Below are 18,246 nucleotides of genomic sequence, written 5' to 3'. Positions count from 1 at the left end.
GAAGGCCCCGTATGGTCCAAGAGGTACATCAGCGATGTGAGGGACAAAGATATGTTTCTGTAAATGGTTATTATTTTGTCTTCCGCGGTTGCTTTGATATTCATCCCACCACCCTATTCTCCAGTTTGTGGAAAATGCGAGCTTATTCTAAGCTTTGTTTAAAAGCATCATACATGAGAAAAATCACAATAACAAGTTCCCCTTTTCAATGATAACGTTTACAAATGATGAATGTTGCATAATTTCCAGCTTTTTTTTCAGGAGTTTATTGAAAAAAGCCCATATTTTCAAATGATAGCGAATTCACAAAAACTCCACATATTAAAACGCACAAAAAGCAGCCTGTCAGCAAATACGAACAGGCTGCTTCGGCAGCAAAAATCTATGGTTGTCATCAAGGCATACCGTTCATTCGCAGATCTAATCGGCCACCGTCGGCAGAGTTTTAGGTAACTTGGATGAATTACAAATACAAATCTGATAGCGTTGTTCGCCAACGATATGATACCCGGTGGACAAAATACGTACAGAATGGTTTTGCGTATCCACCTTATGGAGACTGCGGCAACTGATGCAGTAATATTCTCTCATGGCTTCATCTCCGGCATAGTCTATAAGAACTATCGTTGATCTGCTAATATTACCTAAATAATAACATTCCATTTTTGACCATGTCAATAAAAAACCACAAATTCCGACATGCTTTCGTCGGTTTAGGCAGAAACATGTCGCTAATTATAAGCTATTACGGCAGATTAACGGAGATACCCCCATATATTTCTTGAATAATCTTGAAAAATAAAAATTATCGGCATAATGCAGCATTCCCGCTATCGCCTTCACCTGCAGCGAAGTATTGAGCAGCAGATGCTTCGCTTCCGCCATTTTGAGCCGGTGGATATATTCATGCAAAGGGTAACCGCTGCTGCGCCTTACAAGACGGCGCAGCGTGGACATCGAGATGTGGTATTTGGCTGCAATCCCCCATAAATCAGGCGTTCCGTAGATACAGGCGTTCAACTCTTCACGGATTAGCGGGAGGATATCAGGCTGCCGGGTGCGGTAATGATCCTCAGTAATCAGGGAGCACTCCAGCAGAAGCCCCTCCAGCATCGCTGCCGCCCGGTCGGCATCCGCCGGGACACCGCCTTCCATCAGCGCCAGCACCTGCTCGAATACTGATGCCAGTTCCTGAGAAGCATGGGCATCAAATACGGTCCCCCCCTCCAGGAGTCCCGACTCCACCCATTCAGCTACACGGGTTCCATTGAAGTTGATATAGTATTCATCCCAGTTGCCCCCCGGAGCAGGTCCAAAGCTGTAGCTGCAGCCCGGGCGGAAAAAAAACAGGCTTCCGGCGCGTACCTGCTGGACCCTACCGCCGTTCTCCATGTATGTGCCGTTCCCGGAAATGATATAGACAAGGGCCCAATGTTCGAATACAACATTAGACCGAAACCATATTCTTCCCGGCAGATGACCCGCCTGACCTATCCGGATAGCCTTCAGCCTGAGCCTGGAGGACTCTACCTTGGGATCAATAATCCGCACAGGGTACGGACTGATCATATAATCCATGACCTCGGACATGATGTGCATTCCTCCCTTTGTTCAGGAGTGATATGGTTAATCTGAAGATGATCATATTCTACATGAACAAGAGGTGTCCACGCTATGTCTGAAAACCATCATTTGCAGCTGTTTCCGAATCCAAAGGTCTTGGAAGTATCTGACGGCCGGTTCCATCTTCCCGCCAAGGGAAACATCGTTCTTGCGGACGAAGCCGACCGTGCCGCTCTTCCTGCTGCGCGCAAGCTCCAGCTAACCCTGTCCCAGGTCCTTCAACTGAACCTATCCCTGTCTGTAGGCACACGCGTATCCGTCCGTTCCGTCTACCACTTTAGTTATAGTCCAATGATGCCTGCCCAGAGCTATGAAATCCATGTGGATGAGGGCGGAATCACCGTAACTTACGGTTCGCCCGAAGGGGCCTACTATGCGGCTGCCACACTGAAACAAATTTTGCTGCAGTGCGGCAGGAACCTTCCGTTTCTGCATATCAGCGACCAGCCGGACTTTGCAGCCAGAGGACTGATGATCGACATCAGCCGCAATAAAATCCCCAAGCTCGAAACCCTGTACCGGATCATTGATTTCATGGCGGATCTTAAGCTGAACCAGCTGCAGTTATATATAGAAGGTTCTCCCTTTGCCTATGAATCCTTTCCCCAGGTCTGGGAGCTTGAAACCCCTATAACCGGAGAGGAAATTCTGCAGCTGGATACCTACTGCCAGGAACGTTATATCGAGCTTGTTCCGAACCAAAACAGCTTTGGGCACATGGAAGGATGGCTGACCCGCCCTGAGTTCAATGCCCTGGCTGAGATTCCGGAAGGCTTCATGCTCCCTGAGGATATGTACGACAGCGAAATGTATCCGGAGGGATTGTTCATGCACCCGGGAACCTTCCATACCGAAAACCCTGAAGTGCTGCAGCTGCTCGCCACCATGTACGATGACCTTCTTCCCTACTTTACGTCAAAACACTTTAATGTAGGCTGTGATGAGACCTATGAGCTGGGGCTTGGCAAAAGCAAACCTGCGGCAGACGCCGATGGCAAAGGCCAGCTGTACTTGACTTTTCTGCAGAAAATTCATGCGCTGGTCCTGGAGCGCGGGAAAACTATGCAGTTCTGGGGCGACATTATTATTCAGCATCCTGAGCTCATTCCCCAGCTTCCCAAAGATATTGTTGCCATGGAATGGGGCTACAGCGCAGCCCACCCGTTCGAAGCCGATACAATGAAATTCCGCGAAGCGGGGATTCCTTTCTACGTCTGCCCGGGAACCAGTTCCTGGAACTCTCTTACGGGCCGCAGCGACAACATGATGGCCAATCTGCGCAGTGCCGCAATCCACGGCAAAAACAACGGCGCCATCGGCTATCTGATTACTGACTGGGGCGATTTCGGCCATTGGCAGCACCTGCCCATCAGTTATCCCGGATTTGCCTACGGTGCAGCGGTCGCCTGGAATGTGGAGAACAATCTGGAGGCAGATGTGGCCGCATACCTGAACACAGCCGTCTTCCACGACCGTGCGGGCAGAATCGGCCAGCTGCTGCTGGATCTTGGCAACTACTACAAGCTGGAGTCCGGCGTCGTCCGTCCGAATGATACGGAAATGTCCATGCTGCTGCGTACTCCCCTGCAGCAAGTACAGCTTGTCGGCAAGCTTACGGGGGAGCATTTCGATCATTTGGAGCAGTATGTAGAGGAGATCGAGGCCCGGCTTGAACAGACGGAGCTGGAATGCAGCGATGCCGGACTTGTTGCTGCAGAGCTCCGGAATGGTATTCATTTTGTAAAGCATGCTGTGCAGCTGGCCCGGATCAAAAAGCAGCTGGCCGACGGGCCCTCCACACTTCAGCCTGAGCTGATCCACCGCCAGATCAAAGACCTCGACATCCTGCTTCATCACTACCGCCAGCTGTGGGTCCAGCGCAACCGGACTGGCGGCTTGGAACAGAGCGTCTCGAAGCTGGTCCGGCTGCGCGCCGAGTACACCCGGCTGGCAGCAGAGCTGATTGATTCGGCGGCGTTATAGCACCAGGCATAACGGCATTAAGGCAGGGGCTCCGCAGGTTACTCTGCAGAGCCGCTGCCTAGTGATATCAACGGCATTTCTGCCGTTGTTCCCGGCTTGCTCCTTGCAGCGCTCCAACAACGCTTCTTTTCCGTTGTATTACTCCGCTGCCTCCGCTGGCGCTCTAATAAAAGCTTTCGATTAAGCCTCTAATTCCGGCTAAGCCCCTATTTCACTGTTAACAGCCCATTGGAGCAAATGTGAGGTATTAGTACCTCTCATTTCACTGTAAACAGCTCATCGGAGCAAATATGAGGTATAAGTACCTCTCATTTCACTGTAAGCTACCCGAGGGAGCAAATGTGAGGTATTAGTACCTCTCATTTCACTGTAAACAGCTCATCGGAGCAAATATGAGGTATTAGTACCTCTCATTTCGCTGTCTGCTGCCCAATGAGGCAAATGTGAGGTATTAGTACCTCTCATTTCACTGTTAACAGCCCATTGGAGCAAATGTGAGGTATAAGTACCTCTTATTTCGCTGTAAACTGCCCGAGGGAGCAAATGTGAGGTATTAGTACCTCTCATTTCGCTGTAAACTGCCCGAGGGAGCAAATGTGAGGTATAAGTACCTCATTTCGCAGTAATTGGATTGCCGACTGAAATAAGAGGTACTACAAGTTCAGCCGTAACCCAACCTGCCACCCCAACAACGGCTTTTCTGCCGTTGTTTCTCCACGCAGCCACCTCCGACGCCCCAACAACGGCCTTTCTGCCGTTGTTTCTCCACGCAGCCACCTCCGCCGACGCCCCAACAACGGCCTTTCGCCGTTGTTTCTCCACGCAGCTACCGCCGACGCCCCAACAACGGCCTTTCTGCTGTTGTTTCTGTCCCTCCGGCCCGCAGGCTTACTCCGCCGCCCAGGGCTGGCGCTGCGAAACTACGGTTTCGCCGCTCTCGGCAGCCTGCTCCAGCAGCAGCGCCAAATATTGGTCCTGGCTGCCTTCAGCCAGGCTGTAAAAGGATGGCCCGCCCCCGATATGCCGCTGCATCCGGATCATGCTCTCTGCGATCGCGATTTCATCCTCCGAGAGCCGGGCCGGCGCAAAAGGATTCCTGTACAGCCATTCTCCGTCCAGCATGATTCCCTTGAGGTAAAAGCCCTCCAGATTGCCGCCGTGGCCAGCGTCGATCCGGCGCAGCCTGCTGTATACGGGTGTATCATAGGCCTGCAGCCAAGAGACATCATGGTTCATAATTTCTCCCCGCTCCCCGCGCACAAGCATCCGGCTGCCGCGAATCCACGAAAAATACTGGTCGCCGGTGAAATCGAACACCCCCAGCTTGTCTCCAAAGTCCAGCGCACCCAGTGTCTGGACACTCTGCATTCTCGCTTCGGCGGAAGGGGGACCGCTGCGCTGCGGTCCCTGAATAATAGGTGAACGGAAATGCTGCGCGCGGATGCTGGCATTTTCGAAGCCGGTGCCGAGCAGCCGGCGGATCAGACTAATGCCGTGATACCCGTGTGCAGCCGATACCTGCGCCTGGCTGACAGTTCCAAGCCTGCCCGAGGCAGCAAGCGCAATCCTTGCCGCATGCATCGGCTGAAACATAACCTGTTCGGCAATCTGGATGGTTGCAGAATTGCCCACACGGTTCCACAGTTCCTTCAACTGTTCCAGATCCGGGGCGGGAGGCGTTTCGGCCAGCACCGGAATTCCGGCTTCTGCCAGTCTCATCATATACGCTGTGCTGATATCCTTTTTCAAGCTTACTACTGCAAATGAATAGGATGCTGCCGATATAAAATCCCCGATAGTGGTGTACACCCGCACTCCCCAGGTTCTGCTCAACGCTTCCGCCTTTTCCTTATTGCGGACGAACATAGCGCCAACGGCAAATTGCTCCGGCAGCTCTCTCGCAATCCGCAGATAAAACTCTGCCCGCCAGCCTCCGCCCACCAGTCCAAATACAACCTTCTCCATACCGTAATCCCTCCGCTATAAGTCTTGCCCTTCCGGCACCTTTTCCCAAGCCCGTCCCGGGAGTAAAATCAGTCTTCCCTCCGGGCTCTCCGAATCCCGAGCTCATTCCAGCGCTGCTCTTCATATTGATTCATCAGCATTTCACGTTCCTTCTGCTCATGAATACCCCGGCCACAGCTTTCTTTCAGGCTCGCTTCATCCTCGTAGATCCGCCATATATCGGAGAAGAGATAATCTTTAATTTGCACATAGTCACCGTCCTGCCTGCCCCCTTGCCAGAGTAATCCGGCAGAGGTGCGCAGCACGGTGCGCCCGTCAGGTGTGGCAGCTTTTTGGCCTAGACGGATATGTATCAGCATTTGCCCGAATGTATACCACTCCATACCGAATCCCCCTCGAATTAAGATTGAAATCAACGGCCAGGAAGATTATAATCATCACGAATAACCATTTTTTACCTAATACATATACATAACTCTTTGCATCAAAAAAATTGAAGACAGGAGGCAAAACGATGGATTGGCTGCACGATTACGACAAGGAGCTCCGTATGGTATTTCAGGACTGCAGCAGTGTGATTTCCGGATTCCCTGATTCCCTTCGCATTCAAGGATTGTCCTATCTCGAACAATTTAACGTTTTTAGCACAGGCAGCCACAAAAATTATATCAGTTATCTGCTCCCCTTCTGGCTTAGGGACGGTTACGGCCTTACAGAGGCCGAAGCCCGCGGGCTGTCGGCAGGCAATATTTTTTGCATGCTGTATTTCTTTATTCAGGATGATCTGATGGACAGTGATAACAGCGCATCCCGGATGCTGCCGCTGGCCAATCTGCTGTATGTTGAGTTCCTCAACAGGTACAGGCCGCTGTTTCCGCCGGAATCTCTTTTCTGGCTCTGCTTCAACCGCTATATTCTGGAATGGGCGGAGAGTGTGGCCGGTGAGGCGCATGGGGATTATTTTTGGAATGACCGGCTGAAAATCTCCCATAAAGCCAGTCCGCTGAAGCTTACCAGCACAGCTATTCTGCTGCACACCGGCAATGCTTCTCTGATACCGGAAGCGGAAGATGTTCTCCATACCGTACTGCTTACCCTGCAAATGCTGGACGACTTCGAGGATTGGGAGCAAGATCTTGCTGAAGGAAGCTACAATTGCCTGCTGTCCCAGGCCGGACATCTAACGGGCATAGATCAGGCTGCGCTTACCAAGGCACAGGTCAAGGATTATATCTTTACAAAAGGAGGGCTTGCTGCGTATGCCGGGGCGGCCTCTGATCATCACAGAAAGCTTGAAGACTGCCGTCTGAACGCTCCTCATCTTGTTGCTTTCCATCAGTTTATGGTCAAGAATCTGCAGCACATGGCAGCAGCGGTCGAAGCAGAAAAACAGCTTTTGCAAGGCGGGGGTCTGAGTTACTGGTTATCCAAACATATGAATCTGTAAATAGGAGATAGGATGTAGATTAATAGAGTGGGCTATGCTATACTAATCAGGAAAATATAACCATTTTGGAAAGGGTGATTATTTTGTCAGAAGCAATTCTCCGAAATCAAGTAATTCAAAAGGCATGGGAAGATCCAGGTTTCAAGCAAAGATTACTCACAAATCCGAAGGCAGCCCTCCAAGAAGCGTTAGGCATTGAACTTCCCGACAATATTACCCTCAAAACCGTTGAAGAAGGGTCCAATGAATTCTACCTGGTTATCCCGCCCAGTCCGGCATCAGGCGTAATGAAAACAGACTTAACCACACTTAGTACCTGGTAAGATCGATAAGACTTTGTCCCGTTAGGAGCCAGAACCCTCCGGAGCTTCTGCCAAAGGCAGAATGGTAATGGACTCGGTTCCGGCTCCTTTGCTGCTCATGAAGCGGACCTCTCCCCCCATCGCCTCTATGATCCTGAACGTTACCATCAGCCCAAGGCCTGTCCCTTTTGTTTTGTTGGAAGAGAAATAAGGCTCACCCAGCCTGCTCAGAACTCCTGGGTCCATGCCCGCCCCGTTATCCTTGATATGAATGAACACTTTATCCCCTTTGGCATAGGCCTTAATATGAATGCTGCCATCCTCCCCGAGCGACTCAATACTGTTCTTGATCATATTGATAAAAGCCTGCTTGAATTTGGAGGAGTTGCCCTTTACCCATAGATCCCCGGTGACCTCGAGCACCATTTTGCCTCCGTTCAAGTGGCACAACGGCAGCATTATGCTCTCGATATGCTTGCATTCTTCCAGGACGCTCAGCAGGGAGATCTTCTCGAATTCAGGTTTGGCGAACGTAAGAAAATCCGTAATGATATTGGATGCGCGGTCCAGCTCGCTTAAGGCCATGAACAAGTATTTCTGCTCATCGCCGCTCGACTTCTCGCTTAACAGCTGCAGAAATCCTCTTGTCACCTGAAGCGGATTGCGCACCTCATGCGCAACAGATGCAGCCAGCTCGCTGATGATCTCCATTTTTTCGGAACGCTGCAGTTCATTATTGAAGAGCTCCAGTTCCCGTGAATACTTGACCACCTGCTGATGATTCAGGGCAAGACGGCGTCCCAGAATGATGATCAAGGATAGAATGAACACTACCAGCGCCCACTTCCAGTAGATGAGATCATAATTGCCTTTGCGGTAATAATACCAGGCCAGTTCAACCGCTCCGGTCAAAGCTGCCGTTCCGAAACCGAGGGCAAAGGTGATTGCATCCTTGTTCCCCCGCAGCGAGAACAGGATAACACAGGCAATCAGCAGGATGAATTGCAGAATCATAATGAATCCGACGATGGTGGCGGACACAAAATAATAAAATTCCACCAGCCGGTTGCCCGAGAGGATGTTCAAGATCAGACAGGCTATGCAGAACAGTGAATAGGCTACCTGAAATTTACGGAAACGCCGGATGATGGCGAACTTTCCGCTGCCGAATATTTTCTCAAACAAAAAGGTTAATGCAGGGAGCAGCGACAGCAGTGCCAGATCGAAAAATACGACGCTGACCGGACCCAAATAACTGAAGAAGGTGTACGTAAAAGGAGAATAGGTAATGGACAGAACTCCCGTGGAGGCAATTACCAGGGACAGTGCGGTTGCAATGGAAAAATACTCTTTGCTCAGGTAAAAGGTGCATACGAACAAAACGAGAGCCACGAACAGAAAGGCTCCGCCCAAAACAATATCAGCAAGTCCATTTTTAGAATAATCCTTAAGCAGATCACTGTGCTCGCCCACAATTACTCTGTCTTTAATTCCGATCCGGTCCTGCAGGGTTGCCGTCCATATATATAGGGTCTTCCCAAGATCTTCTGTACTAAGCGGAATGAGCATTGAATAATTGTCATGGATATAGCTGCGGCTGTCTTCAAAGATGAGACGTTCACCCGCGTATACTTTAACATGCAGGGCATATAACGTCTTAATATAAACCGCGGGCGAAGTGTATTGACTCTCCGGCAACGTGATCCGCGTCCACGCGGAGGATATCCCCTTGGGAAGCTCCGGTGTCCCCTGACGGGCATCAGCTTCTATCCAGCCCTGAGTCTCTCCAAGCGGTACCTCTTGGCCCGTATCTTCACCCGGACTTCCCCATTGTATCTGCCAGCTTGTCAATTCCCGGGGGGCGTGCTGGCCTGCTGCCGATGCCTGGAACGCACCACAGGCCGTACAAAGTACGAATAGAACTATGGTTAGATGTAAAGTTTTAGCGAACAAGCGCATGCAAGCACCTCAGAAGAAAATTTCAGAAGCTTAGTTCTGTTGTTAGTAGTACTTCGCCCCATTCACAGCGCATCCCTTCAAAAAAACGGTATTAAGCAAAATAATTCCTATTTTTTTGCGGCTGATGGTAATTTCACAATGACTTCGGTACCTTCCCCTTTTCTGCTCTGAAACTGAATGGAGCCGTTCATTGCTTCAATAATCCGGAACGTGACCATCAGTCCAAGGCCTGTTCCTTTCTTTTTATTCGAATAATAGGGTTCCCCCAGATGCGCCAGTTCGCTCATCTTCATGCCTTCCCCGTTATCCTGGACACTGACGATAATGTGCTCTCCAGAGCTCCATGCGGCAACCGTTATTAGCCCATCTTCCTCCAGGGATTCAATAGCGTTCTTGATCAGATTGATAAAAGCCTGTTTGAACTTGGAGGTGCTGCCGAGCACCTGAAGTCCGCTCTGCAGCTTAAGCTCAATGGTCCCCCCTTGCAGATGGGCCAGCGGTACCAGAACGCCGGAGACATGCCGAAGCTCCTCCGCCACCTCAAATCTGTCCAGGGTATCCATTCCCGGCTTGGCAAAGGTCAAAAAATCCGTGATGATAAGCGACGCTCTGTCGAGCTCCTCCATAGCCATTTGCAGGTATTCCTTCTCCTTCTGATCAGAGCGTTCCCCCAGGATCTGCAAGAATCCGCGGGTCACCTGCAGGGGATTGCGCACTTCATGGGCCACCGAAGCAGCGAGCTCGCTGATGATCTCCATTTTCTCAGACCGCTGCAGATCGTCATTGAATTTCTCCAGATCACGGGAATATTCGAGCACCTGCTCATGATTGCCTGCAAATCTCCTGCCCAAAATGAGAATAAGCGAGGCCACAAACGCAATCACTCCCCACTTCCACCATTGCAAGTGGTAGCTGTTATTGGCGTAGTAGAGAATAAGCTCAGTTAAAGACAATAAGGCAAAAATAGAGAAGCCGGTTGAAAAGATGACAGCATCACGATTGCCTTTGAACGCAGCTTCGAGAGTCACATACAGTAAATAGATGAACTGCACCATCATCATGAGGCCCAGAAAATCAACGGTTGCGATTCTATACAACTCGTCCAGACGGTGAGACAGCAGAGTGTTGACAATAAGAAATACCAGACAGAATAACGAATAACCCAATTGGAATTTGCGCAGCTTCGTGATTAGCCCGTGCTTGCCTGGGCCGAAAATCTGCTCAAAGTAGATCGTAAACGACGGCAGCAATGTAAATAGAGCCAGATCAAAGAAGGTCTGGGTCCAGTGGTCCGGGATGTGCAGAATAACCGGCAGAAACGGTGAATAGGTGATGAACAGAATCCCGAAGGAAACGATGACCAGGACAAGAAAAAAACCGCCTTTGAAAAAGTCCAGCTTGAGAAATAGCAAACAGCCCATAAGTGCCGCACCTACAAATAGGAATGCCGCACCAATCACCATATCCGGCAAGTTCTGCTTCACATAGAATGCCAGCAGCTTGCCGTAGTTCCCTGCTGTGATTTCCCCTTTAATCCCCCCAAAGCCCTGGCCGCTTCCGCTGCTCCATAGATATAACCAGGAATGCCCCTCTGTACCTGACAAGGGGATCAGCACCCTGCCTTCATCATAATTAATCAAATCCTGCAACTCATAGATAAGCCTATGATCCACATAGACCCTTAGGTTATGTCCGGCGAATTTATTAATCATTAGGGCAGGGTTAGGCTCTCCCGTTATCGGGAGGGGAAAACGGAGCCAAGCTGCCGTAGCATCCGCCGGAGCCACTGGCCTCACAGAATTCATGTCTGCTTGTACCCATTCGCTGTCAGGAGCTTCAGCTGCTGCGGCAGGATCGCATACGTCTGAAGTTTCCCATTTCAATTCCGAGTCCGGTATAGAAAATCCTGCCCCGCCGCCCCATTGCGCTGCGATACCGATAGGCACTATGGAAATCAGCAGAAACAGCATAAGAATAGCTGCCGCTGCCTTCATTGATGGCAACTTCATTATGGCACCTCAGTAAGTCTATAGTTGGATTTATGTAGTACATCTAACCTCTTAATTTTCGACAACGTTCGCACTTTACCTGCCCATACTTTGCAAACCATCTCGAAAAAAGCCGTTATATCGCAGATCATGGTTAATCCTCCTGCAGAATGATTATATTAAGAATAGGCCGCCTAAAGGTTACAGATTCGCCATCTGAGATTAGGGTATAGAATTACTATAGGCAAACAAGAAGCAATCAGCCAAAAGGAGTGGAACGGCTATGGGTAATGAATTCAACAAAACTGAAGCCGATTTTGTATATGAGCGGTACAACAAACTGGGAGATGTCTCCCCGGAGCAGGATATTCCGCTGGAGGAACTGCGGCCGCTGGGGACGATTACGCATCAAAGCCCCAGTGATGGAACTGCCGGAGCGGACTTAAGGCCTATGGAATCCGCACTGGCCAGCCATGACCCGGCCCACGAAAAACCTGTCGATTGGGATGGCGTTGTCGATGACGGCTCCGATCCGGCTTTGGTGGGCGACCCTATTCTCGCTGCCGATATTGACCTTAATGCTCCTGAACCGGCTCTTGGACGCAGGGCCGACAGAGTGCGGAGCATGACCTCCCCGCCGCCATCCGAACGGGATGAAGTGCTGGAGTCCGATGCGATATTCGCTGCCGGTGCGGCCGGACTGGCCGGCGGTGCCATTGACTATGCCGGAGATGAAGAGCTTGTGGATGAGGAAGAGGAGCTTCCGCTGGAGGATGTACCCGATGCCGACGAACTCCAGCCCGGAACAGCCATCGATCCGGCCGCACCTCCCATTGATGTCATGCCGGGTACGGATGTGCTGAATGGCTCAACGGGTGAGGAAGAATAGGACTTAAGGAAGGGTAACATTGTTAATTTCCGCATTGACTTTTTAGCACGATATCCTTAGTATTGGTTGTAATTCAATACGGCGATGGAGTTCGCCATTAACCGTCTTTAGAGACTAATGACTCCTACCAGCGGTCACTTCGCTGGTAGGAGTCTGTTTGATTTTAGCGAATCAATGATTTGCAGCATTATTCTATTGGGGGATGGCAGGATGAGAGCAATACATACATATTGGCTGAAGCTTATGGAAAGGAACCATTTCCTGGCGCTGTGGAGCACCTTCATCAAATGGATTGTGCTGGGGGGAACTGTCGGTATTCTATCCGGTTCGGCTTCGGCCATTTTTCTAAAAAGCCTGGATGCTGTAACGGAGGTAAGGCTGAATCATGGCTGGCTGCTGTACTTGCTGCCGCTGGGCGGAGCGTTGGTAAGCTACCTGTACATGCGTTACGGCAAGAACAGCGCCAAAGGGAATAATCTGATCCTGGAACAGATTCAGCAGGGGAATGAGGCCATTCCGCTGCGGATGGCTCCTCTGGTGCTGTTCGGAACACTCGTTACCCATTTATTCGGAGGCTCTGCAGGACGGGAAGGAACGGCTGTGCAAATGGGAGGCAGCCTGGCGGAAGGATTCGGCAAGCTGATCCGCATCAGTCCGCTTGACCGGCAAATATTGCTCATGTGCGGGATCAGCGGCGGCTTTGGCTCGATTTTTGGGACGCCTCTGGCCGGAACCCTGTTCGGCCTGGAGGTTATTGCTATCGGCCTGATCAGCCACAAGGCCCTGCTTCCCTGCTTCACAGCCAGCTTCATCGGGGATATCGTGGCTACCCGGTTGTGGAGGGTCCAGCACATCCATTATCACGTGGATTTCTTCCCCCCGCTAACTGCCGCCATACTGCTGAAAGTGATCCTGGCCTCTGTGCTCTTCGGGCTTGCCAGTATCCTCTTCAGTGAGCTCACCCATTATCTGAAAAAAACCTTTACCCTGCTAGTGAAGAATCCGATGCTCAAAAGTGCGCTGGGCGGCTTCATTATTATTGCGCTGGTCTATATTGCCGGCACCCGGGATTATCTGGGTCTGGGCATCCCTCTGATTCAGGATTCTTTTCAGACCGGGGTGGCGCCCCTTGCGTTCTTATGGAAATTGATTTTCACCTCATTCACCTTGGGCACCGGATTTCAGGGGGGAGAAGTGACTCCGCTCTTTGCCATCGGAGCAACCCTGGGCAACAGCCTGGCCGGTTTTCTTCATCTTCATGCGCCTTTCCTGGCTTCGCTGGGATTCATCGCCGTCTTCTGCGGTGCCACCAATACGCCGATTGCCTGCTTCCTTATGGGTATTGAACTGTTCGGCTCGGGCGGAGCCGTCTACATGTTCATCGCATGCCTTATAAGCTACCTGTTCTCCGGCCATTCGGGCATCTACACCTCTCAACAGATCGGAATCTCCAAGAGTGAGTGGGTCCGCATTCCTGAAGGTACCACGCTGGGAACCGTCAATCAGCTGCGCACAACAAAAAAAAACGTCCGCTGAAGAGTAGCCTTCAAGCGGACAGCCTTTCATATCTTCTTTTACGAGTTTTCCAGGATTGCCGTCTGCCCCGAGGCATGGGCAGCTTCCACAGCTTCCACTTTTGCCTCCAGTTTGCGGGTTTTCACCAGTACGGCCGCCACAAGGAGCATCACTCCGTTAATGACAAATACCCAGCGGATCGGAATAAAAGCCCCGAGCAGTCCGCCGATAATCGGCCCGGCCATGGTTGCCAGCTGGGTCGCCGCCTGATTCAGGCCAAAAGCCCGCCCGCGGAAGCCGGGGTCAATAACCTGCACAATCATGGCATTTACCGATGGAAGCACACCGGCATAGAACAAGCCGTAAGCAAAACGCAAGATGGCGAATTCTACATAACCCGATACAAAATACTGCAGAATATTTCCGATCCCCCCGCCGACCAGGCCGATAAACAAAATAAAACCGAACCCCTTGCGGCTGCCGATCCTCCCCCACTGCGGAGCCATAATTACCGTGGCAATGCCTACAGCGGAGAAGACGATGCCTGAGCTTAAAGAAGCGCTGTTCTTAGAAATCCCCATGTCCAACAGATAGATCGGGAGCAGCGGCTCCAATATCATCACGGAAAAGGTAGCCAGCCCCGCCAGCATCAGCAGCGTCATAAACGCCGGATTCGCCGCAGCCTCCCGGATATCATCACGCACATGCGATCTCGGCGCCGAACGGTCATAATTCTCTTCCTTGGCAAAAAAAGTGGCGATCAGTGCCGATACCAGCACAATCACCGCTGAGAAGAGGAACGCGCTGCGGTTGCTGGAATAAAAGCTGACCACACCGCCGATCAGCGGGCCGATGATGCTCCCCGTGGCACCGGCCGTAGACATGATGCTGAGCGCATAACCGGTTTTCTCCTCCGGGGTGTTGGTGGCGACCATAGCAATGGCAGCCGGCACAAAACCCGCCAGAAGTCCCTGAAAAATACGTACAATAATAAAAACATACGGATCATGTACGAAAAAATTGATCAAATACAGCGCCGCGAGGCTGAAGCCCGACCGGATCAGCATGGGCTTGCGCCCGTATTTGTCGGCGAGCGACCCCCAGTAAGGCGATATCAGCGCACTGGCAAGGAAGGTAATGCCAAAGCTGACCCCTGACCAGATCTCCAAATGATTCGTAACACCAAGCTGGTCGCTCAGGAAAATCGAGAGGAACGGAATCGAGATCGAATATGCCGTACTGCAAAAAAACACCCCTACCCAAAGCACGATCAGGTTCCGCTTCCATGAAAAACCCATGCTGCACACATCCCTTCTGTGTATTCTTGGAAGCATCATCCTTTCATTCTAACCCTCTTTCGGGGTTGTGCCAATCCCAAGGCGGCTTGCCGGGCTTTGCAACGGGCGGGACAAACAGGGTATGATTAAGCGTGTGGCAATCGATATTCAAAGATCAAAGGAGCGATTGAAAACGTGAAGCGTACAAGAAAAAAACCTGTCATCCTGCTGCTGGTGACTCTCCTGCTGGTCATCGCCGCAGGCTGCGGCAGCAAACCCGCGAACCACAATGCGGCAAATAGCGGAAACAGCAGCAATGCTGCGGGGAATGCGGCAGGCAATGCTGCGGACAATACAGCAAGTCCTGCTCCCCAGGAGAGCGCTGCCGCAGCTACCGAAGGGTTACCTTCGGCAACAGCAAGCCATCCGGTAGTTACGATAGAGATGGACAACGGCGGCATCATCAAGGCCGAGCTGTACCCAGAGGTCGCTCCCAATACCGTCAATAATTTCATCTCTCTCATTCAAAAAGGCTTCTATGACGGAACGATCTTCCACCGTGTCATTCCCGGCTTCATGATTCAGGGCGGCGATCCCGATGGCACAGGCATGGGCGGACCGGGCTACAGCATTGCCGGTGAGTTCACGGCGAACGGCTTCACCAATAACCTGCAGCACACACAAGGTGTTCTATCCATGGCGAGAAGCCAGGATATGAACTCCGGCGGCTCGCAGTTCTTCATCATGGCTGCAGCGTATCCGAGCCTGGACGGCCAATATGCCGCTTTCGGCAAGGTTACTGAAGGCCAGGATGTAGTAGATGCCATCGTCAACCTGCCGCGCGACAGCTCAGACCGTCCGGAGCAGCCGCCGGTCATGAAGAAGGTTACCGTCGATACGCTTGGCGTCACTTACCCTGAACCGGAGAAGGTACAGTAGACGGTTACTCTCCTGCTATCACTCTATAACCGCAGCAATCAACGCAAAGGGCCTCTTTTCCCGGGTGGGGAAGAGGCCCTTTGATGTTATCGGCAATACGGCAAGTACTTATTCTACTTCAACAGCCTCATCTTCTGCTGAGGACATGATGTCCATCGCGCAGGAAGGTGCTGCGGCTGTTCTTCAGCAGGGAAATACGCTCCTGGGCAAGATGATCTGCAGCAGCATAGGCGGGAATTCCGCCAGTAGCGGAAATTTCCAGGATGCGGGTGATGCTGTCATAGATTTTGGCAATCTGCTTATAGGCCCGATCCTTATTGTAGCCGTTCAATTCATCAGCCACATTGATTACGCCGCCTGAATTAATCACATAATCCGGAGCATATATAATTCCCATCTCATGCAGAGCATCGCCATGGCGCGGTTCTTTCAGCTGGTTGTTGGCCGCGCCGGCGATAACCTTCGCCTGAAGGAGCGGCAGTGAGTCATCATTGATCGTGGCGCCGAGCGCGCAGGGCGCATAAATATCGCTTTTGACAGAGATAATGTCGGCAGGATCAACTGCTGTAGCTCCATAGGCTTCTACGGCCCGCTTCACGGCATCCTTATTGATGTCGGTTACGATCAGCCGCGCACCTTCCTCGTGCAAATACTTGCACAGTGTGAAGGATACATTGCCGACACCTTGTACTGCCACAGTTCTGCCTTCCAGTGAATCGCTGCCAAACGCTGCCTTCGCCGCCGCTTTCATGCCTTGGTATACGCCGAAGGCTGTGGCCGGAGACGGGTTGCCCGAAGAACCGTAAGTCGCCGAGATCCCGGTTACATAATCCGTTTCCTGATGAATGATATCCATGTCTGCTTCTGTGGTGCCCACATCCTCGGCTGTAATGTAGCGGCCGTTCAAGCCTTGTATGTATCTGCCAAAGGCCCGGAACATCGCCTCGTTTTTGTCTTTTTTGGGATCGCCGATAATCACGGTTTTGCCGCCGCCCAGATTGAGCCCGGCTACAGCATTTTTGTAGGTCATACCTTTAGACAGCCGGAGAGCATCTACAATCGCGTCCTCTTCCGAAGCATAGGTCCACATTCTTGTTCCACCCAGTGCGGGACCGAGTGTTGTGTCATGAATGGCGATAATAGCCTTTAGCCCTGATGCCTTGTCCTGACAAAACAAAAGTTCCTCGTAATCGTCCCGCTCCATTGCTGCAAACAATTCCATTAGTCTCATTTCTCCTGTCTCTACTTTTTTACATGTTACGTTTCATAACAAAGCTAGTCCTTTTAGAGAATGTTGTCAATATATTTTATCCTTTTTAGATAAAAATGCCTTTACACCACCCTCATATCCTACATTCATTTCACTTTGAATGTCAGAGTGAAGGGATGTCTGAACACTGATACACTCTAATCCCAGTACAGACTTGGACGGTATTCAATTTCCGGTTGCACCGTATGCTTAATCCAGCTAATTCCAGTGTAGCAGAAAGCGCCGCAAATCAGAAATAAGCGATCCCGCCTAATCTCCCGGTCAACATGAAACAGGTACCTTCCATAATAAAGGAAGGTACCTGTTATCAATGAACCACCGGCATCAGGACAGGGATACCGGCAGTTAAAGTCTTGTATAGTATAAGTGCACGAATGTCCGGCTTACGCCTGGAATCCGTTCCAATGCACAACGTCCTCCAGCGGCAAGCGGTTTGTCGCCCGTCCTTCGACCGCAGCTTTGCCAAGCGCGATCAGCATCACCGGGATGTAACGGTCTGAGATCTGGAACAGCTCCTTCAGTGCGGCAGCATCATAACCGCCCATTGGTACGGTGTCATAGCCTCTCGCTTTGGCTGCCAGCATCAGCTGCATGGACACCAGTCCGCCGTCAACCAGGGCAATGTCTTCCAGCTTCTCCTTCGGCAGGCTGGAGTAGCCTTCGCGGCTGCGTTTGGCCATGGTTGCAGCAACATCCTCAGGCATAAGTCCCATAGCGCTGGCTTGACCATAGATCGTCTCCGCGTTGCTGTAAGCTTCGGTATCTCCAAGTACAGCAATCATTGCCGAGGACTCGGTGGTCTGTGCCTGGTTGTGCGCGATAGGAAGAAGTTTGGCCTTGATTTCCTGATCGGTGATGACGATGAACCGCCAAGGCTGAAGATTGGAGGAAGAAGGTGCAAGGATAGCCTCTGCAAGAATCTCCTTGATCTCTTCATCGGGAATTTTCCAGGAAGAATCATATTTCCGCACCGAACGCCGTTCACGGATCACCTTACTGAATTCCTGTTCTACTTTTAATTCTGACGCCATAACTTAATCCTCCTCTTCCCTATCCAAATTGAGTGTCTGGTTTAACTGTGTCTTAATA

At 51.2% G+C, this 18,246-nt stretch carries 14 protein-coding genes and 1 riboswitch; of the genes, 6 read left to right on the top strand and 8 right to left on the bottom strand.

Annotation, left to right across the window (positions count from 1 at the left end):
- Window positions 1-735 precede the first annotated feature (735 nt).
- Window positions 736-1,590 (bottom strand): AraC family transcriptional regulator, encoded by an 855-nt coding sequence (locus PGRAT_RS05290; RefSeq protein ID WP_025704303.1) that lies wholly within the window; start codon window positions 1,588-1,590, stop codon window positions 736-738.
- An 84-nt stretch (window positions 1,591-1,674) separates the two neighbouring features.
- Between PGRAT_RS05290 and PGRAT_RS05285 the strand changes: the two genes are divergently transcribed.
- Window positions 1,675-3,606 carry a beta-N-acetylhexosaminidase gene (locus PGRAT_RS05285; RefSeq protein WP_025704304.1) on the top strand — a complete coding sequence of 644 codons (1,932 nt, stop codon included), beginning with the start codon at window positions 1,675-1,677 and terminating at the stop codon, window positions 3,604-3,606.
- Between the two features lie 888 nt (window positions 3,607-4,494).
- On the opposite strand, the gene PGRAT_RS05275 is transcribed toward PGRAT_RS05285, so the two are convergent.
- Together PGRAT_RS05275 and PGRAT_RS05270 are read right to left on the bottom strand one after the other, a co-directional pair.
- Complete coding sequence (locus tag PGRAT_RS05275) at window positions 4,495-5,571, bottom strand: Gfo/Idh/MocA family protein (protein WP_042266158.1); 1,077 nt, start codon at window positions 5,569-5,571, stop codon at window positions 4,495-4,497.
- Between the two features lie 68 nt (window positions 5,572-5,639).
- Window positions 5,640-5,954 carry a hypothetical protein gene (locus PGRAT_RS05270; protein ID WP_025703457.1) on the bottom strand — a complete coding sequence of 105 codons (315 nt, stop codon included), beginning with the start codon at window positions 5,952-5,954 and terminating at the stop codon, window positions 5,640-5,642.
- Window positions 5,955-6,085: 131 nt separating this feature from the next.
- Here PGRAT_RS05270 and PGRAT_RS05265 point away from each other — a divergent pair, with 131 nt between their 5' ends.
- Both PGRAT_RS05265 and PGRAT_RS05260 read left to right on the top strand, forming a co-directional pair.
- A complete protein-coding gene (locus tag PGRAT_RS05265; RefSeq protein ID WP_025703458.1) occupies window positions 6,086-7,018 on the top strand; it encodes a hypothetical protein in 933 nt (310 codons plus the stop codon).
- Window positions 7,019-7,092: 74 nt separating this feature from the next.
- Window positions 7,093-7,341, top strand: coding sequence for an NHLP leader peptide family RiPP precursor (locus PGRAT_RS05260; RefSeq protein WP_420329482.1), 249 nt, complete (start codon window positions 7,093-7,095; stop codon window positions 7,339-7,341).
- Between the two features lie 21 nt (window positions 7,342-7,362).
- On the opposite strand, the gene PGRAT_RS05255 is transcribed toward PGRAT_RS05260, so the two are convergent.
- Both PGRAT_RS05255 and PGRAT_RS05250 read right to left on the bottom strand, forming a co-directional pair.
- Window positions 7,363-9,279, bottom strand: coding sequence for a sensor histidine kinase (locus PGRAT_RS05255; protein WP_025703460.1), 1,917 nt, complete (start codon window positions 9,277-9,279; stop codon window positions 7,363-7,365).
- A 107-nt stretch (window positions 9,280-9,386) separates the two neighbouring features.
- Window positions 9,387-11,288, bottom strand: a complete 1,902-nt coding sequence (locus tag PGRAT_RS05250; protein WP_081758556.1) for a sensor histidine kinase — start codon at window positions 11,286-11,288, stop codon at window positions 9,387-9,389.
- A gap of 262 nt (window positions 11,289-11,550) precedes the next feature.
- Between PGRAT_RS05250 and PGRAT_RS31460 the strand changes: the two genes are divergently transcribed.
- On the top strand, window positions 11,551-12,156 hold the full coding sequence (locus tag PGRAT_RS31460; protein WP_051424676.1) for a hypothetical protein: 606 nt from the start codon (window positions 11,551-11,553) through the stop codon (window positions 12,154-12,156).
- 71 nt (window positions 12,157-12,227) lie between these two features.
- Window positions 12,228-12,290: riboswitch (Fluoride riboswitch) on the top strand.
- Between the two features lie 76 nt (window positions 12,291-12,366).
- Window positions 12,367-13,692: a voltage-gated chloride channel family protein gene (locus PGRAT_RS05240; RefSeq protein ID WP_025703462.1), complete on the top strand. Its 1,326-nt coding sequence runs from the start codon at window positions 12,367-12,369 to the stop codon at window positions 13,690-13,692.
- Between the two features lie 38 nt (window positions 13,693-13,730).
- On the opposite strand, the gene PGRAT_RS05235 is transcribed toward PGRAT_RS05240, so the two are convergent.
- Window positions 13,731-14,969, bottom strand: a complete 1,239-nt coding sequence (locus tag PGRAT_RS05235) for an MFS transporter (RefSeq protein ID WP_025703463.1) — start codon at window positions 14,967-14,969, stop codon at window positions 13,731-13,733.
- Between the two features lie 174 nt (window positions 14,970-15,143).
- Here PGRAT_RS05235 and PGRAT_RS05230 point away from each other — a divergent pair, with 174 nt between their 5' ends.
- Complete coding sequence (locus PGRAT_RS05230) at window positions 15,144-15,887, top strand: peptidylprolyl isomerase (RefSeq protein WP_025703464.1); 744 nt, start codon at window positions 15,144-15,146, stop codon at window positions 15,885-15,887.
- A 127-nt stretch (window positions 15,888-16,014) separates the two neighbouring features.
- On the opposite strand, the gene PGRAT_RS05225 is transcribed toward PGRAT_RS05230, so the two are convergent.
- The gene (locus PGRAT_RS05225; protein WP_025703465.1) at window positions 16,015-17,109 is read right to left on the bottom strand and encodes a Glu/Leu/Phe/Val family dehydrogenase; all 1,095 of its coding nucleotides are present in this window, start codon (window positions 17,107-17,109) and stop codon (window positions 16,015-16,017) included.
- A gap of 431 nt (window positions 17,110-17,540) precedes the next feature.
- On the bottom strand, window positions 17,541-18,188 hold the full coding sequence (locus tag PGRAT_RS05220; RefSeq protein ID WP_025703466.1) for a nitroreductase family protein: 648 nt from the start codon (window positions 18,186-18,188) through the stop codon (window positions 17,541-17,543).
- Window positions 18,189-18,246 lie beyond the last annotated feature (58 nt).

It is taken from the genome of Paenibacillus graminis (genome assembly GCF_000758705.1).
GTDB lineage: Bacteria > Bacillota > Bacilli > Paenibacillales > Paenibacillaceae > Paenibacillus_AQ > Paenibacillus_AQ graminis.
The sequence above is the reverse complement of the archived record's forward strand: the minus strand, read 5'-3'. Positions and strand labels throughout refer to the sequence as shown.